Here is a 23,231-nt window from a genome sequence, read left to right on the forward strand (position 1 = left end):
TTTCCGAAAAATGGTGCTTGAAAGTATCCAATGAGCCAACGCCTGCAAGGCATCGAGGAGTTCGTCGCGGCGGTGGAGGCGGGCAGCTTCGCGCTCGCCGCGCAGCGCCTGCACGTCACCCGTTCGGCCGTCGCCAAGAGCGTCGCGCGGCTCGAGGCGCGGCTGGACACGCGCCTCTTCTTGCGCACCACGCGCAGCCAGAGCCTCACCGAGGAAGGGCACGGCTACTACGAGCGCTGCCGTCGCGCGCTGGCCGAGCTGGAGGCGGCCGAGGCGCTCACCGACGCCGCGCGCCACACGGCCGCCGGCCTCGTGCGCCTGAGCATGCCGGCGATGCTGGGGCGGCTCAAGGTCGGGCCGCTGCTGCTCGCATTGGCGCGCCAGCATCCGCAGCTGTCGCTGGAGCTGGCCTTCAACGACCGGCGCGTCGACCTCGTGGAAGAGGGGCTCGACCTGGCCATCCGCAGCGGCGAGCTCGACGACAGCGCGGGGCTCGTGGCGCGGCCGGTCGGCGTGCAGTGGATGCTGCTGTGCGCCGCGCCCGCGTACCTGGCCGAACGCGGCCATCCGCGCGACTTTGCGGCACTGGTCGCGCCGCACGAGGCCGTGTACTACGCCCGCGACGGGCAGGTCTCGCCCTGGCGTTTTCGCGAAGGCGACGCGGAGGTGGAGGCCGCGCTGCCCTCGCGGTTGCGCTGCGACAGCGCCGAGGTGCTGCTGGAGGCCGCCATCGGCGGCATGGGCCTGGCGCGGTTGCCGGCCTGGCTGGCGGCCGACGCGCTCGCGGCCGGCACGCTGGTGCGCGTGTTCGACGAGCCCGAGCCTTTCGGTTTTCCGCTGCACGTGATCCGCACGCCGAGCCGCTACCTGCCGCTGAAGACGCGCGTGGTGATCGACTGGCTGGTGGAGCATTTGCCGCCGCTGCTGGCGACACGCTGAGCCCACGAACGCCGACGGGCGCTATCCTGCGCTTTCAAACAACGAGGAGACCTGCGCATGCCTTCCATTGCCCCCCGACACACCGTGAGTGCCTTGGCCACCGCCTGCCTGGGCGCGGCGCTCCTGCTCGGGGCGTCGCAGGCCGCCGCGCAGGGCACCGTCAACGCGCTGTGCAGCACCGACGCGGGCTGGTGCGAGGCGGCCGCCACGGCCTTCACGCGCGAGACCGGCATCAAGGTGCAGCAGGCCCACAAGGGCACCGGCGAAATCGGTGCGCAGCTGCGCGCCGAAGCCGCCAACCCCAAGACCGACCTCTGGTGGGGCGGCACCGGCGACCCGTTCCTGCAGGCCGCCGAGCAGGGCCTGCTCGAGCCGTACCGGCCGGCCTACATCAACGACCTGCACGACTGGTCGGTGCGCCAGTACGCCATGTCGCAGAACATGGTGGGCGGCTTCTACACGAGCGCCATGGGCTTCGGCTTCAACACCGAGCTGCTGAAGAAAAAGAAGCTCGCCGAGCCCAAGTGCTGGGCCGACCTCATCAAGCCCGAGTACAAGGGCGAGATCGAAATCTCGCACCCCGCCACTAGCGGCACGGCCTACACCGTCATCGCGGGCCTGGTGCAGCAGATGGGCGAGGAGCCCGCGTTCGACTACCTGAAGAAGCTGCACAAGAACGTCACCAGCTACACGCGCAGCGGCCAGGCCCAGGCGCCCAACGTGGCCAAGGGCGAGGTGGCGATCGGCGTGAGCTTCATCTTCGGCTTCGAGCGCTGGCGGCACGACAAATTTCCGGTGAAGACCGCCGCGCCCTGCGAGGGCACGGGCTTCGAGATCGGCGGCATCGCGCTCGTGAAGGGCGCGCGCAACAAGGAGAACGCCAAGCGCTACTACGACTGGCTCATGAGCCCCGCGGGCCAGTCCATCGGCGCCAAGGCCGGCAGCCTGCAGTCGCCGGCCAACAAGACCTTCAAGCCCGATCCGCGCATTCCGTCGATGGAGAGCGTGAAGCTCATCAAGTACGACTTCGAGAAGTACGGCAAGGCGGCCGAGCGCAAGCGGCTCATCGACCGCTGGACGCGCGAAGTCGAATCCCAACCGCGCTGAAAGCGCGGCGCTGAGCCGACAGCCGTGTGACAAAGTTCGCGCGGCCTTGCGCTCGTTGTTTTTTGGCGCGACAACCCCAGTTCATAAAGTTGGCAAGGCCGCCGCCCGCCACGGGCGGCTCGCCTTAGAATTTTTTGGCTTCGATCCCTTTCTTTCCCATGGCTGATTCCTCCAATACCAAACTCCCGTTCCAGGCTGAAGTCGCGCAACTGCTGCACCTCGTCACGCATGCGCTGTACTCCAACAAGGAAATCTTCCTGCGCGAGCTGATCTCGAACGCGTCCGACGCGTGTGACAAGCTGCGCTTCGAGGCGCTCGACCACCCCGCGCTCTACGAAGACCAGCCCGACCTGGACGTGCGCCTGACCTTCGACAAGGCCGCGCGCACCCTCACCATCACCGACAAGGGCATCGGCCTGTCGCGCCAGGAAGCCATCGACAACCTGGGCACCATCGCCAAGAGTGGTACCAAAGACTTCATGAGCCGCCTGAGCGGCGACCAGAAGGCCGACGCGCAGCTCATCGGCCAGTTCGGCGTGGGCTTCTATTCGGGCTTCATCGTGGCCGACAAGATCACGGTCGAGTCGCGCCGCGCGGGCCTGCCCGCCGACCAAGGCGTGCGCTGGGTGAGCGGCGGCGCCGGCGACTTCGAGGTGGCCGACATCACGCGCGCCGCGCGCGGCACCAGCATCACGCTGCACCTGCGCGACGATGCCGACGAATACCTCAACGCCTGGAAGCTCAAGCAGATCGTCGGCAAGTACTCCGACCACATCTCCCTGCCCATCCTGATGGAAAAGGAAGAGTGGAAAGACGGCGAGAACGACCAACCCGGCGACATGGTGAAGACCGGCGAGTGGGAAACGGTGAACAAGGCCAACGCCCTGTGGAGCCGCCCCAAAAAGGACATCACCGCCGAGCAGTACGAAGAGTTCTACAAGAGCATCAGCCACGACTTCGAGGCGCCGCTGGCCTGGAGCCACAACCGCGTCGAAGGCAGCACCGAGTACACGCAGCTGCTGTACATCCCGTCCAAGGCTCCGTTCGACCTGTGGAACCGCGACAAGAGCGCGGGCGTCAAGCTGTACGTCAAGCGCGTCTTCATCATGGACGACGCCGAGGCGCTGCTGCCCAACTACCTGCGCTTCGTGAAGGGCGTGATCGACTCGGCCGACCTGCCGCTGAACGTGAGCCGCGAGCTGCTGCAGGAAAGCCGCGACGTGAAGGCCATCCGCGAAGGCAGCACCAAGCGCGTGCTGTCGATGCTCGAAGACCTGGCCAGGAAGCAGAAGACCGCGCCCGAGAGCGGCGAAGGCAAGGTCGACGTGGGCTCGGGCGAATCGGTGCCCGCCCCCGAGCCGACCGAAGGCGTGACCGATGTGGTCGACAAGAACACCACCCCCGCCGCCGAAGCCGCCGCCGAGTACGCCGACGAATCGGGCAAGTTCGCCAAGTTCTACGCCGAGTTCGGCGCGGTGCTGAAGGAAGGCCTGGGCGAGGACATGGGCAACCGCGACCGCATCGCCAAGCTGCTGCGCTTTGCCTCCACCACGAGCGACGTCGCGAGCGTGAGCTTCGCCGACTACAAGGCGCGCATGAAGGACGGCCAGGACGCCATCTACTACATCACGGCCGACAACCTCGCCGCCGCCAAGAACAGCCCGCAGCTCGAAGTCTTCAAGAAGAAGGGCATCGAGGTGCTGCTCATGACCGACCGCGTCGACGAGTGGGCGCTGAACTACCTCAACGAGTTCGACGGCACGCCGCTGCAGAGCGTGGCCAAGGGCGCGGTCGACCTGGGCAAGCTGCAGGACGAAGCCGAGAAGAAGGCCGCCGAGGAAGCCGCCGAATCGTTCAAGCCGCTGCTCGAGAAGCTGAAGGAAGCGCTCAAGGACAAGGCCGAGGACGTGCGCGTGACCACGCGCCTGGTCGACTCGCCCGCCTGCCTCGTGGTGGAAGACGGCGGCATGAGCACGCAGCTCGCGCGCATGCTCAAGCAGGCCGGCCAGCCCGCGCCCGACCTCAAGCCCGTGCTCGAAGTCAACGCCGAGCACCCGCTGGTGAAGAAGCTCGAAGGCTCCGCGCATTTCGACGACCTCGCGAACATCCTGTTCGACCAGGCCCTGCTGGCCGAAGGCGGCCTGCCGGCCGACCCGGCTGCCTACGTGAGGCGCGTCAACGCGCTGCTGGTGTGAACGCCCGGCCGCGCATCGTTCGTCGCGCAGCGGCTGCCACCTCGGCGCTGCTGCTGTTGCTTCTGGTGGGCGGCTGTTCGCACTATCACATCGGCATTCCGCTGGTGCCCGGGCTCTCGCTCGGGCTCGGTGCCACCAAGGACGGCAATTTTTCTGTCGGCCTGAACACCGGCTGGGGCCCGCTCGGCGCGGGCGTGGCGCTGCACGACAACGGCGCCGTGACCGGCTCGGCCAGCGTCGGTGTGGGGGTCGGCGTCGGGCCGATCGGCACCGGCGTGGGCGTCGGCAAGAGCGTGGTGCTGCACAACCCGTACGAGACGGCGCCAGCGCCCGGGCAAGCGACGCCGGCCGTGGTGGTGCCTGCCGGCACACCGCCCGCCACGCCCGTCACTGTCACCAAGGCCGGCGTCACGCGGCCCATGGCTCCGTCGCCGCAGCCGTCACCACCGATCGCCGCCGCACCCGTGCCGGCGGCTCGCGTGTCCTACCGCGCCCCCGCTGCGAAAACAGCGGTCGTGGCCGGCGAAGCAGGCACGCCCGGCAATCCCATCGCGCCCTGATGGTCGCGCCCCTCCCACCCCTGACCGCGCCGCGGCCCGGCGCGAGGCTGCCCTTTCCATGAGTCTCAGTACCGAAGCCGTCCTTGCGCTTGCGCCGGACGACGCCTCCGCGAAGGCCGCCAAAGGCCTGCTCGCGCCCGCCAAGTGGCCCACGCTCGGGCATTCCGACGACGCCGTCTGGGGCGAATGCCAGGGCAGCGGCAGCAAGCCCTACCAGACGCAGGTCGACCTGTCGGGTCCGGTGTTTCGCTGCTCCTGCCCGAGCCGCAAGTTCCCCTGCAAGCACGGCCTGGCGCTGATGCTGCTGCGCGCGCAGAGCGAAGCCAGCTTCACCGCCGGCGCGCCGCCGCCGTGGGTGGCCGACTGGCTCGCCTCGCGCCGCGAGAAGGCTGAGAAGAAAGAAGCCCGCGCCGCCGAACCCGCGGCCGCGCCCGATCCCGCCGCGGCCGCCAAGCGCGACGCGCAGCGCTGGAAGCGCATCGAGGCCGGCGTGCAGGAGCTCGCGCGCTGGCTCGACGACCAGACCCAGCGTGGCCTGGCCGCGCTTGGCAGCGAGCAGGCCGAAGGCTGGGCCGCCATGGCCGCGCGCATGGTCGATGCGCAGGCGCCGGGGCTTGGCCAGCGCATCACGCAGGCGGCCGAGCTGATCGGCGCCGGCGAGGGCTGGCCCGCGCGGCTGCTCGACCGGCTGGGCCGGCTGCAACTGATCGTCGATGCGGTGCCGCGCCGCGACAGCCTCTCGCCCGCCACGCGCGCCGACCTGCGCGCCGCGCTCGGCTGGCCGCAGGACCGCGAGGCGCTGCTGGCCGACGGCGAACGCGTGAGCGACCACTGGCTCGTGCTGGGCCAGTGCCTCGACGAGCGTGACACCAAACTCGTCGAGCGCCATGTGTGGCTGCAAGGCCGCGCGAGCGGACGCCGCGCGCTGCTGCTCGACTACTCGCACGGCGGACGCGGCTTCGAGACCGGCTGGGTCAGCGGCAGCGAACGCGCGGCCGTGCTGTGCTTCTATCCCGGCCACGCCTCGCAGCGCGCGGTGGTGGCCGAGCTGCCGGCCGAGGCCGCATCGACCGCCGCGCCGGTCGCCGCCCCCGACGAAACCGGCGAATGGCAACGCATGGCCCAACAGATCGCGGCCAACCCGTGGCAGCCGCTGCTGCCCCTGGTGTGGGCCGATGCCGTGCCCGCGCGGCACGGCGACCAGTGGTGGCTGCGCCTGGGCGCCGCGTCGCAGGCCCTGCCGATGCAGCTGGCCGCGGCCGAAGCCTGGCAGCTGCTGGCGCATTCGGGCGGCGCGCCGCTGCGCGTGTTCGGCGAATGGGACGGCGAACACTTCGCGCCGCTCACCGCGTGGGCGGCTGAGGGTGGAACACCCGTCTGGACCTTGAGCGGAGCGCGCGCATGAGCCACTGGAACACCTTGCTGCAGACCGCGCTTGTCGGCACTGCACGCCAACCCGTGCCGGCCGCCGACGGCATGGCCGGCGATTTCGGCGCGCTGCTTCAAGCACTGCAACAACCCACCGACACCGCGCAGGGCCTGCTGCTGCGCGTCGCGGGCGCCGTGGCCGTGGGCCGCCGCGCGGGCTTCGTTGCACCGGGCCTGCCGGCCGACGACGCACCGCCCGCCGCCAACGACACCTGCCCCGCGCTCGGCGACCCCGCCTTGCTCGCCGTGATCGCCGATGCACTCGCCAGCGGCCCGCAGCGCCTGCAGCACGAAGTGCTAGCGGTACTCGCCGCTGCCGGCTGGCGCCTGCCGCCCAGCCTGCTGCCCGCCGCGCTCGATGCCGGCCGCCGCGACACTGCGCTGCGTCCCGCCGTCGTCCTCGCGCTCGGCGAACGCGGGCGCTGGCTGGCCGCGCGCAACGACGACTGGCGCTACGCCGTCGGCGCCAGCGCGCAGGCTGACACCCAGACCCGCTGGGACGAAGGCAGCATCGACCAGCGCCGCGCCGTGCTGGCCGAGCAACGCCGCGACGACCCGGCCGGCGCGCGCGAACGCCTCGCCGCCGAGCTGCCGCAGCTGCCCGCCAAGGAGCGCGCCGAGCTGCTCGGCGCACTGGCCGAGAACCTCGGCCCCGACGACGAAGCGCTGCTCGAAGCCCAGCTGAAAGACCGTGCGCGCGACGTGCGCCAGACCGTGGTCGAGCTGCTGCAGCGCCTGCCGGCCAGCGCGCATGTGCGGCGCGTCGAAGCCTTCCTCGCGCCGCTGCTGTCGTCGCAAGGCGCGACGTGGCAACTCAACGCCCCCGAGGTCGCCGACCCGCGCTGGAAGGACGACGCCATCGACGCCGCGCGCCCCACGCACGACAGCCTCGGCGAGCGCGCGTGGTGGCTCTACCAACTGGTGCGCCAGATGCCGCTTGCGTGGTGGACCGCGCGCACCGGCCTGACACCCGCTGCACTGCTCGACTGGGCCGCCAAGGGCGACTGGCACGACGCGCTGCTGCGCGGCTGGAACGAGGCCGTGCTGGCCGCGCCCGATTTCGACTGGTGCGACGCGCTGCTCGATCGCCCGCGCGCCCACCGCGGCGGCGTGGGCCCGCTGCTGGCGCTGCTGCCGCGCGAGCGTCGCGAGCGCCACTGGGCGACGCAGCTCGGCGATGCCGGCCAGGGCGTGCAGGACGTCGTCGCGTTCGCCGACCAGGCCAGCGCGCCCGGCGACACGCCGTCGGCCGCGCTGTCGCTGCGCATCGCCCAGGCGCTGCGCATGCGCGTCGAGCGCGGCGACCTCGTCAACGACTACGTGCTGCGCCAGGTGCTCGGCACCGCCGCCGCGCTGCTGCACCTCGATGCACTGGCGCTGCTGGCCGATCTGCCGCGCGCGGCCGAGGAAAGCCCCGGCCTCGCCAACGCACTGGCCGACACCGCGCGCATCGTGCGTGCGCGCCGGCTGGTCGCCATGCTTCCTTCATCTTCTTCCTCTTCATCACTTTCAACCTCTTCCCAAGGCCGTCCATGAGCAATGTCCTGCGCCAGCATGCCGAACAGCAATTCGCCGAAGAACTCGAAGCGCTCCAGAAGGTCGACGACCGCCAGCGCCCGGCCAACTGGAAGCTCTCGCCCTGGGCCGTGCTCACCTACCTGATGGGCGGCAAGCTGGCCAACGGCTTCGAGGTCAGCCCCAAGTACATCGGCAATTCGCGGCTGATGGAAATCGCTGTGTCCACGCTCGCCACCGACCGCGCGCTGCTGCTGTACGGCGTGCCGGGCACGGCCAAGTCGTGGGTGTCGGAGCACCTGGCCGCCGCCGTGAGCGGCGACTCGACGATGCTGATCCAGGGCACCGCCGGCACCAGCGAAGAGCAGCTGCGCTACGGCTGGAACTACGCCGAGCTGCTGGCCCATGGCCCGTCCGAGAAGGCGCTGGTGCCGAGCCCGCTGGTGCACGCCATGCGCCTGGGCAAGATCGCGCGCGTCGAAGAACTCACGCGCATCCCGGCCGACGTGCAGGACTCGCTGATCACCGTGCTGTCGGAAAAGACGCTGCCCGTGCCCGAGCTCGGCACCGAGGTGCAGGCCACGCGCGGCTTCTCGGTGATTGCCACCGCCAACAACCGCGACAAGGGCGTGAACGAACTGTCGAGCGCGCTCAAGCGCCGCTTCAACACCGTGGTGCTGCCCGTGCCGTCGAGCGAGGCCGAGGAAGTGCAGATCGTCGTCAAGCGCGTCGGCGAGCTGGGCCGCGCGCTCGCGCTGCCGGCCGAGCCGCCCGCGCTGCAGGAAGTGCGCCGCGTGGTGCAGATCTTCCGCGAGCTGCGCAACGGCCAGACCGAAGACGGCAAGACGCGCATCAAGTCACCCACGTCGACGCTCTCGACCGCCGAAGCCATCTCGGTCATCAACAGCGGCATGGCGCTGGCCGGCCACTTCGGCGACGGCGTGCTGCGCTCGGTCGACGTGGCCTCGGGCCTGATCGGCGCGGTCATCAAGGACCCGGTGCAGGACCAGGTGGTGTGGAAGGAATACCTGGAGACCGTCGTCAAGGAACGGGCCGACTGGAAGGACCTGTACCGCGCCTGCCGCGAACAACTCTGACGCGAGCCGGCGCATGAGCACGAGCGCGGCGCCTTCGCCGCTGCACTACTTCGGCATCCGCCACCACGGCCCCGGCTGTGCGCGCAGCCTGCTGCGCGCCTTCGAGTCGCTGCAGCCCGACTGCATCCTCGTCGAGGGCCCGCCCGAGGCCGAGCCGCTGCTGTCCTTCCTGGCGCATGCCGACCTGCAACCGCCGGTGGCGGTGCTGATCCACGCGAGCGAGGACACCGGCCTGGCCGCGTTCTATCCCTTCGCCACCTTCTCGCCCGAATGGCAGGCGCTGCAATGGGGCGCCGCACGCGGCGTGCCCACGCGCTTCATCGACCTGCCGCAGGCGCACCGCATGGCGATCGAGCAGGCCGCGCGCGCGGCCGACGAGGCCAAGGCCGCAGAGCCTGAAGACACACCACTCGGCGATGACGAGACCGACACGGTGCCCGTCGCCGAAACGGTCGAAGCCCCCGAGGAAGAACAGGCCGCCAACACGCTGCCCGACGACCCCTTCGACTGGCTCGCCCACGCCGCCGGCTATGCCGACGGCGAGAGCTGGTGGAACCACATGGTCGAGGAACGCGGCGACGGCGAAGACCTGTTCGGCGCCATCGCCGAAGCCATGGCCGCCGTGCGCGCCGAAACGCCCGAAGACCGGCGCGGCGTGCGCGCGATGGAACGCGAGCAGCGGCGCGAAGCCTTCATGCGGCAATCGATCCGCGAGGCCGTCAAGGCCGGCCACCAGCGCATCGCCGTCGTCTGCGGTGCCTGGCACGTGCCCGCGCTGCAGGGCGCGGCCACCGCCAAGGCCGATGCCGCGCTGCTCAAGGGCCTGCCCAAGCTCAAGGTGCTCGCGACCTGGGTGCCGTGGACGTACCGGCACCTCACGAGCGCCAGCGGCTACGGCGCGGGCATCGATTCGCCGGGCTGGTACGAACACCTGTGGCAGCAGGGGCACGAAGTGGCGGGGCGCAGCACCGGCTGGCTCGCGCGCGTCGCGCGGCTGCTGCGCGAGCACGACCTCGACTGTTCCTCTGCCCACCTCATCGAGGCCACGCGCCTGGCCGACACGCTGGCCGCGCTGCGCGAGCGCCCCGCGCCCGGCCTGCCCGAGCTCGACGAGGCCGTGCGCAGCGTGATCTGCATGGGCGAGCAGGCGCCGCTCACGCTCATCCGCGAACGCCTCACGGTCGGCGACCGCATGGGCCAGGTGCCGGCCGACGTGCCCACCGTGCCGCTGCAGCGCGACCTCGAACAGGCGCAGAAGAGCCTGCGCCTGAAGCCCGAGGCCACCGCCAAGACGCTCGACCTCGACCTGCGCCAGCCCAACGACCTGGCGCGCAGCCACCTGCTGCACCGGCTGCGCCTGCTCGACCTGCCGTGGGGCGAGGTCACGGCCGGCCAGCGCGCGAGCCGCGGCACCTTCCACGAGGTGTGGCAGCTGCAGTGGCAGCCCGAGTTCGCGCTGCGCGTCATCGAGGCCAGCCGCTTCGGCGCGACCGTGGCGCATGCCGCCAGCGCGCGCGTGATGGAAGGGCTCGCGGCCGAGACCTCGCTCACCGCACTGGCCGAGCAGGTCGACACCGTGCTGCTGGCCGACCTGCCCGTGGCCGTGCAGGCCGTGACCCGCGCGCTCGAAGACCGCGCCGCGCTCACCGGCGACGCCGTGCAGCTCATCGGCGCCGTGCCGCCGCTGGCCAACGTGTTCCGCTACGGCAGCGTGCGCCAGACCGACAGCGCGCTGCTCTCGCACGTGCTCGACAGCCTCATCGTGCGCGGCGCCATCGGCCTGCCGATCGCCTGCGGCGCGCTCGACGCCGAAGCCGCCGAGTCGCTGCGCACCCGCCTCATCGGCGCGCACGATGCGGTGCGCCTGCGCGACGGCGAAGAAACGACCACCGCCTGGCGCAACGCGCTGCGCGCCATCGCCTTCGGCGAAACCGGCGCGCCGCTGCTGCGCGGCGTGAGCTGCCGGCTGCTGCTCGACGATGCGCAGATCGACAGCGACGGCGCCTCGCAGCAACTCGCGCGCAACCTCTCGGCCGGCGCGCCGCCCACCGATGCGGCGGCCTGGCTCGAAGGCTTTCTCAACCGCAACGCGATGGTGCTGCTGCACGACGATGCCGTGTGGTCGCTGGTCGACGGCTGGCTCGCGGGGCTCGGCGAAGAGCACTTCGTGCAGGTGCTGCCGCTGGTGCGGCGCAGCTTCGCGGACTTCTCGGGCGCCGACCGGCGCGCGCTCGGCGAACGCGCGAAACGCGGCGCCGTTGGCGGCACCTTGCCATCGGCGGTGGCTGCCACCGACTGGGACGAATCACGCGCGGTGCTCGCGCTGCCGCTGCTGCGGGAACTGCTGGGAGTGAAGGCATGAGCGCGAACCCGATGGAAGACGAGACCCTGCCGCCCACCGACCGCCTGCAACGCTGGCGCCTCGTGCTCGGCAGCGAAGCCAACGCGAGTTGCGGCGCCATCGAAGGCCGCGTGCGCGAGATCGACCAGGCGCTGGCCGCGCTCTACGAGGCCGACGGCCGGCGCGGCCTGGGCCAGGGCGGGCAGCGCGGCGGCCGCGGCGATTCGGCGCCCAGCGTGGCGCGCTGGCTCGGCGACATCCGCAAGTACTTTCCGAGCCAGGTGGTGCAGGTGATGCAGCGCGACGCGATGGAGCGCCTCAACCTGCGCCAGATGCTGCTGCAGCCCGAGATGCTCGAGAACGCGCAGCCCGACGTGCACCTGGTGGCCAACCTCGTCGCGCTGGCGAGTGTGATTCCGGCCGGCACCAAGGACACGGCGCGCGCCGTGGTGCGCAAGGTGGTCGACGAGCTCATGAAGAAGCTCGAGGAGCCGATGCGCAGCGCCGTGAGCGGCGCGCTCAACCGCAGCCAGCGCAACCGCCGCCCGCGCCACTCGGAGATCGACTGGCACCGCACCATCCGCGCCAACCTGCGCCACTGGCAGCCCGAGTACCGCACCGTGGTGCCGCAGACGCTGGTGGGCTACGGGCGCAAGGCGCGCCAGCCGCAGCGCGAAGTGATTTTGTGCATCGACCAGAGCGGCTCCATGGCCGCGTCGGTGGTCTATTCGAGCATCTTCGGCGCGGTGATGGCGAGCCTGCCGGCGGTGTCGACCAAGCTGGTGGTGTTCGACACCGCCGTGGTCGACATGACCGAGCAGCTGCAAGACCCGGTCGACCTGCTGTTCGGCGTGCAGCTGGGCGGTGGCACCGACATCAACGGCGCCGTGGGCTACTGCCAGACGCTGGTGCGCGAGCCGCGCAACACCATCCTGATCCTGATCTCCGACCTGTACGAAGGCGGCGTGGAAGACGGCCTGCTGCGCCGCGCCCACCAGCTGGTGGAGGCCGGCGTGCAGTTCATCGCGCTGCTGGCGCTCAGCGACGAGGGCGCGCCCTCGTACGACCGCGACCTGGCCGCCAAGCTCGCGGCGCTGGGCGTGCCCTCGTTCGCCTGCACGCCCGATGCGTTCCCGGGCCTCATGGCTGCCGCCATCAAGCGCGAGGACGTGTCGACCTGGGCCGCGGGGCAGGGCCTGAAGACCAGCCGGGCCGCCCCGTGACGCCGCGCCGCCTGCCCGACCTGAAGCGACGGCGGCTGGCTGCGCTGCTGGGTCTGGTGGCCGGCACGGCCTGGGCGCAGCCCTCCGACGACACCGCGCGGCCGATCCGCTGGATCGTGCCTTTCCCCACGGGCGCGATCGCCGACGTCGTCGCGCGCGCCATCGGTGCCCAGCTCACCATCGACACGGGCCAGCCGGTGCAGATCGAGAACCGGCCGGGCGGCAACACCGCGCTCGCCGCCCTCGAGGCCGCGCGCGCACCGGCCGACGGCCACACCGTGCTGTCGGCCGACAACGGCATGCTGGTGTTCAACCCGGCGCTGTACCGCAGCCTGAGCTACAGCCCGTCGCGCGATTTCACGCCGGTCACACAGCTGGTGCGACTGCCGATGGTGCTGCTGGTCGGCCCGGCCAGCGGCGTGCGCGATGCACGTGCCTTCATCGAGGACGCGCGCGCCTTTCCGGGCCGCTTCAGTTTTGCGTCGGCCGGCAACGGCAGCGCGCAGCACCTCGCGATGGAACTGCTGGCGCGCGAAGCGGGGCTGGAGATGGTGCATGTGCCGTACCGCAGCGCCGGGCCGGCGCTGGTCGAGGTGGCGGGTGGCCAGTTGCCGTTCGCGATGGGCGAACTCGCCACGGCGCGCCGCTTCATCCAGGGCGGCCGGCTGCGCGTGCTGGCGGTGGCGAACCCCGCGCGCCTGGAGCCGCTGCCGGGCGTGCCGACCTTCGCGGAACTGGGTTTGCCGAAGGTCGAGGCCGCGATCTTCCACGGCCTCGTGGCACCGGCCGGAACGCCGCCCGAGGTGGTGGCGCGGCTGCAGCGCGCGGTGGCCAGCGCCCTGCACAACCCGGTGGTGCAGCGCCGCCTCGCCGAGGCCGGCGTCGAGCCGGTGGGCGGCACGCCGGCCGAGTTCGAGACCCTGCTGGCGCGCGAGTCGGCGCGCTGGCATCCGCTGATCCGCGCGCTCAAGCTCTCGCTCGATTGAGCGCGCGACAGATCAGCGCGCAGCTGTGTCGTCGTCGTTGGGCAGGAAGGTCTCGCCCGGCGTCAGCGGCGCATGGCGGTAGCTGGCCGGCGTGCGGCTGAGCTTCACGGGCGCGCCGATGCCGCGGTAGCCGCCTTCCATCTCCACCACCATCTCGCGGTGCAGCGTGTGCGGGTGCTGCAGCGCGGCCGCCACCGGCAGCACGGGCGCGGCGGGCACGCCGGCGGCCATCAGCTGGTCGACCAGCGTGCGGCCGTCGAAGGCGGCGAGCGCGGCTTCGAGCTGCTGCTTGAGGCCGTCGCGGTTCACCGAGCGCGCGCCGGCGGTGCGGTACAGCGGGTCGTCGGCCAGCGCGGGCAGGCCGATGCAGCGGCAGAAGCTCGCGAACTGGCGGTCGTTGCCCACGGCCACGAAGATGGGGTCGGTGCCCGTGGCCAGCGCGTCGTAGGGGTAGATGTTGGGGTGCGCGTTGCCGGTGCGGCGCGGCGCCGTGCCGTCCATGAACCAGTTGGCCGCGTGCGGGTGCAGCAGCGAGAGGCCGCTGTCGTACAGCGCCGCCTCCACGAACTGGCCGCGTCCGCTGCGGTTGCGCTCCTGCAGCGCGAGCAGCACACCGATCACCGCGTTGAGCCCGGTCACCATGTCGACCACCGGCAGGCCCACGCGCAGCGGGCCGCCGTCGGCTTCGCCGTTGATGCTCATGATGCCGGTCATGGCCTGCACGGCGGCGTCGTAGCCCGGCAGCGCGCCCAGCGGGCCGTCGGCGCCGAAGCCCGACACGCGGCACCACACCAGGCGCGGAAAGCGCTGCGACAGCGCCTCGTAGCCGATGCCCCAGCGCTCCATCGTGCCGGTCTTGAAGTTCTCGATCAGCACGTCGGCCTCGGCCACCAGCGCCAGCAGCGCCTCGCGGCCTTCCTCGGTCGAGAAGTCCAGGTGCTGCACGCGCTTGTTGCGGTTCAGCCCGTGGTAGTACGAGGCCACGCCTTCCTTGAAGGGCGGGCCCCAGGTGCGCGTGTCGTCGCCCTGCGGTGGCTCGACCTTGAGCACGTCGGCGCCGTGGTCGCCGAGGATCTGGCCGCAGTACGGGCCACCGAGGATGCGCGAGATGTCGAGCACGCGGATGCCCGCGAGGGCGCCGGTCGAAGGGGAAGCGGTGGTCATGGGGTGGACTCGGAAGAAGAGGGAGCGGTGCGCGGCACCAGCTTGAAGGTGCCGGTGGCCAGCGCGAGCAACTCGCCGTCGGCGTTGCGCGCCTCGCCGCGCGCGAAGCACATCGCACGGCCGCGCCGCTCGCACACGGCGGTGGCGATCACGTCGCCGGCGCAGGGCGCGGTGTAGTGCACTGTGATGTCGACGGTGACCACGCCGAAGGCCGTGGGCGCGTGCGAGCGCACGGCGCTGGAGAGTGCGCAGTCGAACAGCACGGCGATCGCGCCGCCGTGCACGTCGCCGCGGCTGTTGGTGTGGTCGGCGCTGTAGGGCATGCGCACGCGCGCGCGCTCGTCGCCGATGGCCTCGCCGCGCAGCGCGAAGGCGCGCGCCATCGGCATGGGCAGGCCGAACAGCACGCCGGGCGGCTCGTCGATGAAAGCGGGGTCCTGCATGCGGCGCACTCCGTGGTCAGTCGAGCAGGCCGCGCTGGCGCAGGCGCGCCACGCGCTCCTTCTCGCGCGCGGTGGTGGCCAGCGCGTAACGGCGGTACTGCTCGGGGTCCATCGCGTTGGCCTGCTGGTTCAGCTGCTCCAGCACGCGCAGGCCGGCGGGCGATGCCAGCGCCTTGCGGAAGGCGTCGTGCACGGTCTTCACGCGGGCCGGGTCCATGCCGGCGGGGCCGGCGATGCCGTAGGGCGAATCGATGACCGCGTCCACGCCCTGTTCGCGCAGCGTGGGCACCTGCGGGTAGCGCTTGACGCGCTGCGGCGTGAGCATCACGAGGTAGCGCATCTTGCCGGCGTCGATGTGGGGCACGGCCACGCCCGACAGCGGCGCGGCATCGATGTGGCCGCCGAGGATGGCGTTGGTGACTTCGGCGTCGCCCTTGAAGGGCACCATGTTGAGCTGGACCTTCGCCATCTCGGCGGCTTCGTCCATCACGATGCGCGGCGTGCCCACCGCACCGGTGGCGCCGACATTCAGCTTGCCGGGGCGGCGCGCGGCATCGGCCGCGAAATCCTGCCAGGTCTTCCACGGCGCGTCGGCCTTCACCGCGAGGCCGAAGGTGTAGTCGGACAGCATCACCACGTACGAGAAGCTGCGCGCGGGGTCGAAGGCCACCTTGTTGATGAAGGGCTCGCGGTACACCGAGGCCGGCAGCACGGCCAGCGTGTAGCCGTCGGGCGTGGCGCGCACCAGCGCGGCGGCGCCGTTGGTGCCGCTCGCGCCGGGGCGGTTGTCGAGCACCACGGGCTGGCCGAGGGCCTTGCCGGCTTCTTCTGCCACGGCGCGCAGGTGCTGGTCGGTGGGGCCGCCCGCGGCATACGGAACGATCAGCGTGACGGGGCGTTGCGGGTAGGTCTCTGCGGTGGCGGCGCCGGCTGCGGTGAACAGCGCGGCGAGGGCGAGCAGGCGTGACAGCCGTTGCGTTTTCATCTTCTTGTCTCCTTGTTTTTCTTGTGCGTCGCGGCGGTCAGTCGAGCTGCGCGCCGGACTTCTTCACCACGTCCTTCCACTTGGCCGTTTCGCTGCCGATGAACTGCGCGAGCTTCTGCGGCGAGGTGTCCGCCGTGGCTTCCAGGCCCTGCGCGGCGAACATCTGCTTGACCTTCGGCGAGTTGAGCACCTCGGCGAACGCGTGGTTGAGCTTGGTCACGCGGTCGGGCGGCGTGCCGGCGGGCGCGACGATGCCGAAGAACACGCTCACGTCGTAGGGCTTGTGCAGCTGCTCGGTGATGGTCGGCACCTCGGGCAGCGCCTGCGAGCGGGCCGAGGTGGCCACGCCGAGTGCGCGCAGCTTGCCGGCCTTGACGTAGGGCAGCGCGGTGAGGATGTCGGTGAAGGTCATGCTGACCTGGTTGCCCAGCAGGTCGTTGAGCGCCGGGCCGGTGCCCTTGTAGGGCACGTGCAGCAGGTCGGTGCCGGCCACCGAGTTGAACAGCACACCCGCCAGGTGCGACGACGCGCCGTTGCCCGACGAGGCGTAGCTGAGCTTGCCCGGGTTGGCCTTGGCGTAGGCGACCAGCTCGGCCACGTTCTTCACCGGCAGGGCCGGGTTCACCACCAGGATGTTCGGCAGGTAGCCGACCTGGATCACGGGCGCGAAGCTCCTGGTCGGGTCGTAGCTGATCTTGCGGTACAGGCTCACGTTGATGGCCAGCGGGCCCGAGGTGCCGAACAGCAGCGTGTGGCCGTCGGCCTCGGCGCGTGCCACGTAGTCGGCGCCGATGTTGCCGCCCGCGCCCGCGCGGTTCTCCACGATCATGGGCTGGCCGAGCTTGTCGCGCAGCTCGGCGGCCAGCGTGCGCGCCATCGCGTCGGTCGGGCCGCCGGGCGGGAAGGGCACGACCAGCGTCATGGGCTTGGTCGGGAAGGCGCCGGGCTGGGCCTGCGCGGTGGGCGTGGCTGCCAGCAGCAGCGCGGCGCAGGCGGTGCCGAGGAGGAGGCTGAGTCGTTGTCGCATGGGGTCTTGTCTCCGTTGTTCTCGAAAAAGGGGCTCAGGCGGCCGTGCGCACCAGCGCGGCGTGCCAGTCGGCGGGCAGTGCGTCGGGCGCCAGCGGATCGCGCGGCAGCACGCGGTGCAGCAGCACCAGCTGGGCCCAGCGCAGGCGCGCGGCGGAGCCGCCGGCCGAGGCCTCCCAGGCCATCGCGGCGGCGCTGGTGCAGTGGTACAGCGCCGAGGCGGCCTGGCGCGCGAGCACGTCGCCGCCTTCGCGCGCGGCGGTCTCGGCCAGGGCGCAGGCGCGTGCCATCGTGTCGCGCAGCGCGGCGGCGAAGGCCGGCGTGAGTCCGGTGGCGTCGCCGATCAGCTTCTCGACGTGCGCGCGCAGCACGGGCAGCGAGCCTTCGCGCTTCACGGCGCGGATCACGTCGAGCGCGACGATGTTGCTGGTGCCTTCCCAGATCGATCCCAGGTGCGCGTCGCGCACGAGGCGCGGGTCGCTCCATTCCTCGATGTAGCCGCAGCCGCCGCGCACTTCCATCGCGTCGCCCGTGACCTGGCGCGCATCGCGGCACGCGCGGAACTTGATGAGCGGCGTGAGGATGCGCAGCAGCGCATACGCCTCGGGCTCGCCGGCGTCGGAGCGCGCCAGCGCCTGCGCGGTCTGGCAGACCATGGTGCGGGCCTGCTCGGACGGCACGCGCAGCTTGTCGAGCTGGCGCTGCATGAGCGGCATCTGTTCGAGCGCGCGGCCGAAGGCGCGGCGCTCGGAGGCGATGTACTCGGCCTCGGCCACCGCGCGGCGCATCAGGCCGGCGGAACGCACGCCGTTGGACAGGCGCGAGTTGTTGACCATGTCGGCCATCTGCTGGAAGCCGCGGCCTTCCTCGCCCACGAGGTAGGCCACGGCGCCTTCGAGGCGGATCTCGCCGCTGGCCATCGAGCGCGTGCCCAGCTTGTCCTTGAGCCGGATGATGCGGTAATGGTTGAGGCTGCCGTCGTCGAGTTCGCGCGGGAGCAGGAACAGCGACACGCCCTTCATGCCCGCGGGCGCGTCGTCGGCGCGCGCCAGCACCATCGCAAAGCCAGCGTCGGGGTTGGAGCAGAACCACTTGTCGCCGGCCAGGCGCCAGCTGCCGTCGGCCTGGCGCTGCGCGGTGGTGGCGGTGGCGGCGATGTCGGAGCCGGCGGCCTGCTCGGTCATGAACATCGCGCCCTGCGCGAGCTCGTCGAAGTCGAGCGAGGTCAGGCGCGGCAGGTACTTGGCGACCAGCTCGGGCGCGCCGAACTTCTTCAGCGTGCGCGTGAGCGAGTCGGTCATCGAGACCGGGCAGCACAGGCCGAACTCGGCCTGCACGAAGAGGTAGGTCAGCACGTACTTGACCAGCGGCGGCATCTTGCCGCTCCAGCCCAGCGTCTCGTCGCGGTGCGAGATGGCGGCCAGGCCGAACTCGCTGAGCGCCAGGCGCTCCATCTCGACATAGGCCGGGTGCTTGATGACCTTCTGCTCGTCGATGCCGGTGCGCGTGCGCTGCTTCAGCGTGGGCGGGTTGCGGTCGGCGGTGCCGGCCAGGTCGTCCAGCAGGCCGCCTGCCAGGCCGCCCAGGCGCTCGAAGTGCGGGCGCATGTGGGTGCGCAGGGCTTCGGGCAGGTACAGCGCGAGCAGCGTGTGCAGCTCGGTGTCGGTGGTGAAGAGGTTCTGGCCGTGGCGATCGGGGATCGGGTGCGCGGCGGCTGTGGCAGCGGAAGCAGCGGGTGTGGGCATGCGGGCGTCTCCTGGTTCGCCGCATTGTTGAGTTGGCAATGATCCGTGTCTAATATTGATTTGGTCTTGTACGATTTGATTTAGCTATTCATGGAACTGCGGCACCTGCGCTACTTCTCCGTGCTCGCCGAAGAGCTGCACTTCGGGCGCGCCGCGCGGCGGCTGGCCATTTCGCAGCCGCCGCTGTCGGTGGCGATCCGCCAGCTCGAAGACTCGGTGGGCGCGCGCCTGTTCGAGCGCAACAGCAAGGAGGTGCGGCTCACGCCCGCGGGCGAGGCGCTGCGCGTGTCGGCGCGGCGCGTGCTGCTGCAGGCCGAAGAGGCCGCGCTGGAGGCGCGCGACGTGGCCACCGGTTCGGCAGGCCGGCTGCGCATCGGCTTCGTGGGCGCCATGCTCTACCGCGGCCTGCCGCCCGCGCTGCGGGCGTTCCAGGCGCGGCATCCGGCGGTGCGCATCACGCTCAGCGAACTCAACTCCGGCGTGCAGATCGCCGAGCTGCTGCACGACCGGCTCGACCTGGGCTTTGTCCACACCAGCCGCATGCCGGCCGAGCTGCAGCACCGGCTGCTGCTGTCGGAGCCCTTCGTGGCCTGCCTGCCCGCGGGCCATGCGCTGGCGCGCAAGCGCGTGCTGGCGCCGGCCGACCTGCGTGCGCAGCCCTTCGTGCTGTTCTCGCGCGAGGCCTCACCCGATTACCACGAGCGCATCCTGTCGATCTGCGCCGACGCGGGCTTCCTGCCCGAGGTGCGCCACGAGGTGCGGCACTGGCTGGCCGTGGTGTCGCTGGTGTCGCAGGGCATGGGCGTGGCGCTGGTGCCGCAGGCGATGCGGCACTCGGCGCTGCGCGGCGCGGTGTTCCGCCCGCTCGACCGCGCGGTGGCGCAGTCGGAGGCCTATGGCGTGTGGCGCGCCGGGCCGGTCAATGTGCTGGTCGAGCGGCTGCTCGAAGGCGTGGCGCAGAGCCTGGCCGCGAACGCCGCTCAGTGATCACGCGTAGAGCGGTTCCTCGGCCATCTGCTCGCACTGGTCTTCCAGCACGAGGATCTGGCCCTTCCAGTAGTCGCTGGAGCCGAACCACGGGAAGTTGATCGGGAAGATCGGGTCTTCCCAGCGGCGCGCCAGCCAGGCGCTGTAGTGGATGAGCCGCAAGGTGCGCAGCGGCTCGATGAGCGCCAGCTCGCGGCGGTCGAATTCGCGGAACTGCTCGTAGCCGTCGAGCAGGCCCGACAGCTGCGCCGTGCGTTGCGCGCGGTCGCCCGACAGCAGCATCCACAGGTCTTGCACCGCGAAGCCCGTGCGCGCGTCGTCCAGGTCGACGAAGTGCGGGCCGCCGCCGGGGCGGTCGGTGGGCGTCCACAGGATGTTGCCGGGGTGCACGTCGCCGTGCAGGCGCAGCTTGCGGGGCTTGAAGTCGGAGGCCGGCGGCTGCAGCGCCAGGGCGGTGGCGCGAACCATGTCCAGCGCCTCGTTGCAGATTTTTTCCCAGTCGCGCTGCATGTCGAGCGGGATCTTGTCGTTCTCGAGCAGCCAGTCGCGCGAGTCCAGGCCGAAGGTCTGCAGGTCGAGCGCGGGGCGGGCCTCGAAGGGTTTGGCACTGCCCACCGTGTGGATGCGCGCCAGGAAGCGGCCCACCCATTCGAGCACCTCGAAGTTGTCCAGCTCGGGCGCGCGCCCGCCGCGGTAGGGGCTCACGCTGAAGGCAAAGCCGGCGTGGTGGTGCAGCGTCTTGCCGTCGAAGGCCAGCGGCGGCACGGCCGGCACCTCGCCGGCGGCCAGTTCGAGCGAGAAGGCGTGCTCTTCGAGGATCTCGGCCTCGCTCCAGCGGCCGGGGCGGTAGAACTTGAGCACCACGGCCGGGTGCGGGTTCGGGTCTTCCAGGTAGACCTGGTAGACCCGGTTTTCATAGGAGTTCAGGCCGGTGAGCCGGCCGTCGCCGTGCAGGCCGAGTGTCGCGAGCGCGTCGAGCACCACGTCGGGCGTGAGGCTCTCGTAAGGATGGGTGTTCGCGGGCGCGACAGAAGAAGGGGTCATGCGGCGATTGTCGCCACATGGGCCCCGTGCGGGTCAGCGAGCGCCCGCTTGTTTGTAAAGCGAAAGGATGTGGCCGGTGCGCGGGTCGCCCTTTCCGGCCAGCACCTGTGCGTAGGCGGCCTGCACCGCCTCGCCGCCGTGGTGGTGCTCGGTGTGCAGCCAGGGGTTGCTGGTGTCGGTCACCGTGGCCAGGAAGCGGTGCCACGCGGCCACCATGCGCCGCCCGAACTCGTCGGCGCCCCATTCGGTGGTGCGCTTCTTGATCTGCGCCGGCGCGAAGAACAGCGTGGCGCGCGGGCCGGTCAGGCTCTTGCCCGCGCCCTTGGCGGCGAGCTGCTCCACGTGCGTGCCGCCGATCGAGCTGCTGTACTTCAGGTTCGTGAAGCGCTCGTGGATCGCGGTGCGCAGCTCGCCGTTGCCGGCGAAGTCGATGTACACGCACGGGGTGTCGGCCGCGATGGTGTCCAGCGCGTCGTAGGTCACCACGCGGTCGTAGCAGCCCAGGCTCTGGCAGAAGGCCACGTTGGCGGGCGAGGTGAGGCCGACCACCTCGATGCCGTCGCGCTGGTGCAGCTGGAAGGCCGTGCCGTAGGCCGTCTTGCTCGACGCGCTCGACAGCAGCATGGTGGTGGCGCCGAAGAAGTCGTTGTCGGCCATGAAGTCGTCGATCAGCCACGAGGTGATGAACAGCGGGCGCAGCAGCGCCTGCAGGTCTTCGGTGTCGGTGGTGTACAGCGGGTCGGCGTTGCAGCGGAAGTACTGGTTGTAGACCGCGGGCAGCTCGGCGCGGTGCGCCGCCGCGTCGGTGAAGCGCGAGGGCGAGAGCCGGTCGGGGCTGAGCACCGCGCTCGTGGACATCGGCCAGTAGCCGTAGATCCGTTCGCCCACGGCCACGCCCGGGTGCTGCGACTGCACCACGCTCGCGAAGCCCCACACCGGGATGCTGCCCCAGCCTTCTTCCTCGGAGGGAAAGAACTGCCAGTAGCTCATCGCATCGCCGAAGGCGGCGTAGGTGATGTTGTTGGAGGTGAGCGCAAAGCTGTCGATGCGCACGCGCACCTGGCCGTCGGCCAGCGGCCGGTCGGAGGTGTCGGTGTGCAGGCGCGTGGTGGCCAGCTGGTCTTTGCGGATCAGGAGGTGGGTGGTGCTCATGGGGTCGATCTCCACGGGTGTGTGTTGAAGACGGGTGGCGGGACGGGCGAGACGTGCGGCCACATTAGCCAAGCTTGGTGAAAGGCGCTATCTCGGCGTGCGTTTCGGCGTCACCCGTGAGACAGACATGAAAAAAGCGCCCGGGCTTGGGGCCGGGGCGCTTTTTTCCGTGAAACCGTCAGAGCGGAATCAGACGATGGTGAGTTCCACGTCGATGTTGCCGCGCGTTGCGTTCGAGTAGGGGCAGACCTGGTGAGCCGTGTCGACCAGCAGCTTCTTCTGTGCGTCGTCGAGGCCGGGCAGCGAGATCGCCAGCTGCACCGAGATGCCGTAGGCCGCGCCGCCGTTCGTCGGGCCGAGGGAGACCTTCGAGTCGATGGCGACTTCTTCCGGCACCTTGACGCTGATCTTCGGGCCGACGGCCTTCATGGCGCCGATGAAGCAGGCGGCGTAGCCGACCGCGAACAGCTGCTCGGGGTTGGTGCCGGGCTTGCCCGAGCCGGGCGAGCTCAGCTTGACGTCGATGGCGCCGTCGCTGGACTTGCCGGCGCCGTCACGGCCGCCGACGGTGTGGGCTTCTGCGGTGTAGAGAACTTTGTCGAGCTTGGTGGTCATGGTGATTTCCTTTGGGCTTGGGGGTGGTGAAAGGGCTTCCTGGGGAGGCCGGGGAGAACTCAGTGTTTGTGTGGGTCAGGCGGCTTTGCGGATGCGGTCGCGCAGGGTCTGGATCTGCTGCGTGAGGGCGATCAGCTCGGGGACGGAGCATTCGGCGGCGGCCATGAGGCACTCGGGGACGTTGGCGGCACGGGACTTGAGCTTGCGGCCTGCGGTGGTGAGCGTGATGTGGACGCGGCGCTCGTCTGCGACGTCGCGGACTCGGGCTACGTAGCCGTTGGCTTCGAGGCGTTTTAGCAGCGGGGTGAGGGTGCCGGAATCTAAAGAGAGACGCTCGCCGAGGGCGGAGACGGTGGGGCCGTCTTGCTCCCAGAGGGCGAGCATCACGAGGTATTGGGGGTAGGTGAGCTGGAGCTTTTCTAGCAACGGCTTGTAGAGACGGGTCATTGCCAAGGAGGCGGAGTAGACGGCGAAGCAGAGCTGGTTGTCTAGCTTGAGCAGGTCGTCTGTGTTGGGTTTCGTTGGCATGGGGGAATTGTAGTTCGCAATTGAATTGTGTGCAATGTAGTTGTTTTGGGTGACTTGGGGTGGTGGTCGTTTTGCTTCCCGAGGCCGGGACTCGCCCCGGCGGGCGACTCACTTTCTTTTGCTTCGCCAAAAGAAAGTAAGCAAAGAAAAG

General features: G+C 70.7%; 20 protein-coding genes. 11 read left to right on the forward strand and 9 right to left on the reverse strand.

What is annotated here, in order from left to right; all coding sequences use genetic code 11:
- The first annotated feature begins 30 nt into the window (after positions 1–30).
- The 10 genes from AC07XP_RS15165 to AC07XP_RS15210 all read left to right on the forward strand — a co-directional run bounded on the left by AC07XP_RS15165 (position 31) and on the right by AC07XP_RS15210 (position 13,391).
- The gene (locus tag AC07XP_RS15165; protein WP_495265143.1) at positions 31–939 is read left to right on the forward strand and encodes a LysR substrate-binding domain-containing protein; all 909 of its coding nucleotides are present in this window, start codon (positions 31–33) and stop codon (positions 937–939) included.
- Between the two features lie 57 nt (positions 940–996).
- The gene (locus AC07XP_RS15170) at positions 997–2,046 is read left to right on the forward strand and encodes an ABC transporter substrate-binding protein (RefSeq protein ID WP_495265144.1); all 1,050 of its coding nucleotides are present in this window, start codon (positions 997–999) and stop codon (positions 2,044–2,046) included.
- A 158-nt stretch (positions 2,047–2,204) separates the two neighbouring features.
- A complete protein-coding gene (gene htpG, locus AC07XP_RS15175) occupies positions 2,205–4,241 on the forward strand; it encodes a molecular chaperone HtpG (RefSeq protein WP_495265145.1) in 2,037 nt (678 codons plus the stop codon).
- Positions 4,238–4,801, forward strand: coding sequence for a hypothetical protein (locus tag AC07XP_RS15180; RefSeq protein WP_495265146.1), 564 nt, complete (start codon positions 4,238–4,240; stop codon positions 4,799–4,801). Before htpG ends, AC07XP_RS15180 begins: the two co-directional genes overlap by 4 nt.
- Positions 4,802–4,859: 58 nt before the next feature.
- On the forward strand, positions 4,860–6,206 hold the full coding sequence (locus AC07XP_RS15185; RefSeq protein WP_495265147.1) for an SWIM zinc finger family protein: 1,347 nt from the start codon (positions 4,860–4,862) through the stop codon (positions 6,204–6,206).
- The gene (locus AC07XP_RS15190; RefSeq protein WP_495265148.1) at positions 6,203–7,765 is read left to right on the forward strand and encodes a DUF5691 domain-containing protein; all 1,563 of its coding nucleotides are present in this window, start codon (positions 6,203–6,205) and stop codon (positions 7,763–7,765) included. The genes AC07XP_RS15185 and AC07XP_RS15190 overlap by 4 nt, the downstream gene beginning before the upstream one ends.
- Entirely contained in the window at positions 7,762–8,841 is a 1,080-nt protein-coding gene (locus AC07XP_RS15195; RefSeq protein ID WP_495265149.1) for an AAA family ATPase, read from the forward strand. Before AC07XP_RS15190 ends, AC07XP_RS15195 begins: the two co-directional genes overlap by 4 nt.
- Before the next feature lie 13 nt (positions 8,842–8,854).
- Positions 8,855–11,203 carry a DUF5682 family protein gene (locus AC07XP_RS15200; protein WP_495265150.1) on the forward strand — a complete coding sequence of 783 codons (2,349 nt, stop codon included), beginning with the start codon at positions 8,855–8,857 and terminating at the stop codon, positions 11,201–11,203.
- Entirely contained in the window at positions 11,200–12,405 is a 1,206-nt protein-coding gene (locus AC07XP_RS15205; RefSeq protein WP_492683632.1) for a VWA domain-containing protein, read from the forward strand. The genes AC07XP_RS15200 and AC07XP_RS15205 overlap by 4 nt, the downstream gene beginning before the upstream one ends.
- Entirely contained in the window at positions 12,402–13,391 is a 990-nt protein-coding gene (locus tag AC07XP_RS15210) for a Bug family tripartite tricarboxylate transporter substrate binding protein (protein ID WP_495265151.1), read from the forward strand. Before AC07XP_RS15205 ends, AC07XP_RS15210 begins: the two co-directional genes overlap by 4 nt.
- A 12-nt stretch (positions 13,392–13,403) precedes the next feature.
- Here the strand turns inward: AC07XP_RS15210 and AC07XP_RS15215 are convergent, their stop codons facing one another.
- Genes AC07XP_RS15215 through AC07XP_RS15235 form a run of 5 tightly spaced genes read right to left on the reverse strand, consistent with a single transcriptional unit; the run spans position 13,404 to position 18,754 of the window.
- A complete protein-coding gene (locus tag AC07XP_RS15215; RefSeq protein ID WP_495265152.1) occupies positions 13,404–14,555 on the reverse strand; it encodes a CaiB/BaiF CoA transferase family protein in 1,152 nt (383 codons plus the stop codon).
- Positions 14,552–14,998: a PaaI family thioesterase gene (locus AC07XP_RS15220; protein WP_489061123.1), complete on the reverse strand. Its 447-nt coding sequence runs from the start codon at positions 14,996–14,998 to the stop codon at positions 14,552–14,554. Before AC07XP_RS15220 ends, AC07XP_RS15215 begins: the two co-directional genes overlap by 4 nt.
- 16 nt (positions 14,999–15,014) lie before the next feature.
- On the reverse strand, positions 15,015–15,983 hold the full coding sequence (locus AC07XP_RS15225; RefSeq protein ID WP_495265153.1) for a tripartite tricarboxylate transporter substrate binding protein: 969 nt from the start codon (positions 15,981–15,983) through the stop codon (positions 15,015–15,017).
- 37 nt (positions 15,984–16,020) lie between these two features.
- Positions 16,021–17,010: a Bug family tripartite tricarboxylate transporter substrate binding protein gene (locus tag AC07XP_RS15230; protein ID WP_495265154.1), complete on the reverse strand. Its 990-nt coding sequence runs from the start codon at positions 17,008–17,010 to the stop codon at positions 16,021–16,023.
- A gap of 34 nt (positions 17,011–17,044) precedes the next feature.
- A complete protein-coding gene (locus AC07XP_RS15235; protein ID WP_495265155.1) occupies positions 17,045–18,754 on the reverse strand; it encodes an acyl-CoA dehydrogenase family protein in 1,710 nt (569 codons plus the stop codon).
- A gap of 90 nt (positions 18,755–18,844) precedes the next feature.
- Between AC07XP_RS15235 and AC07XP_RS15240 the strand changes: the two genes are divergently transcribed.
- Positions 18,845–19,741, forward strand: a complete 897-nt coding sequence (locus AC07XP_RS15240; RefSeq protein WP_495265156.1) for a LysR family transcriptional regulator — start codon at positions 18,845–18,847, stop codon at positions 19,739–19,741.
- Here AC07XP_RS15240 and AC07XP_RS15245 read toward each other — a convergent pair whose 3' ends face one another.
- From AC07XP_RS15245 to AC07XP_RS15260, 4 genes are all read right to left on the reverse strand, one after another.
- Positions 19,742–20,785, reverse strand: coding sequence for a serine/threonine protein kinase (locus AC07XP_RS15245; protein WP_070063054.1), 1,044 nt, complete (start codon positions 20,783–20,785; stop codon positions 19,742–19,744).
- 33 nt (positions 20,786–20,818) lie between these two features.
- Positions 20,819–21,937 carry a DUF2855 family protein gene (locus AC07XP_RS15250; RefSeq protein ID WP_095950337.1) on the reverse strand — a complete coding sequence of 373 codons (1,119 nt, stop codon included), beginning with the start codon at positions 21,935–21,937 and terminating at the stop codon, positions 20,819–20,821.
- Positions 21,938–22,126: 189 nt separating this feature from the next.
- Positions 22,127–22,552: an organic hydroperoxide resistance protein gene (locus AC07XP_RS15255; protein WP_062481095.1), complete on the reverse strand. Its 426-nt coding sequence runs from the start codon at positions 22,550–22,552 to the stop codon at positions 22,127–22,129.
- A gap of 75 nt (positions 22,553–22,627) precedes the next feature.
- A complete protein-coding gene (locus AC07XP_RS15260) occupies positions 22,628–23,080 on the reverse strand; it encodes a MarR family winged helix-turn-helix transcriptional regulator (RefSeq protein WP_095950280.1) in 453 nt (150 codons plus the stop codon).
- Positions 23,081–23,231 lie beyond the last annotated feature (151 nt).

This window comes from Variovorax sp. GW531-E2 (genome assembly GCF_059423125.1).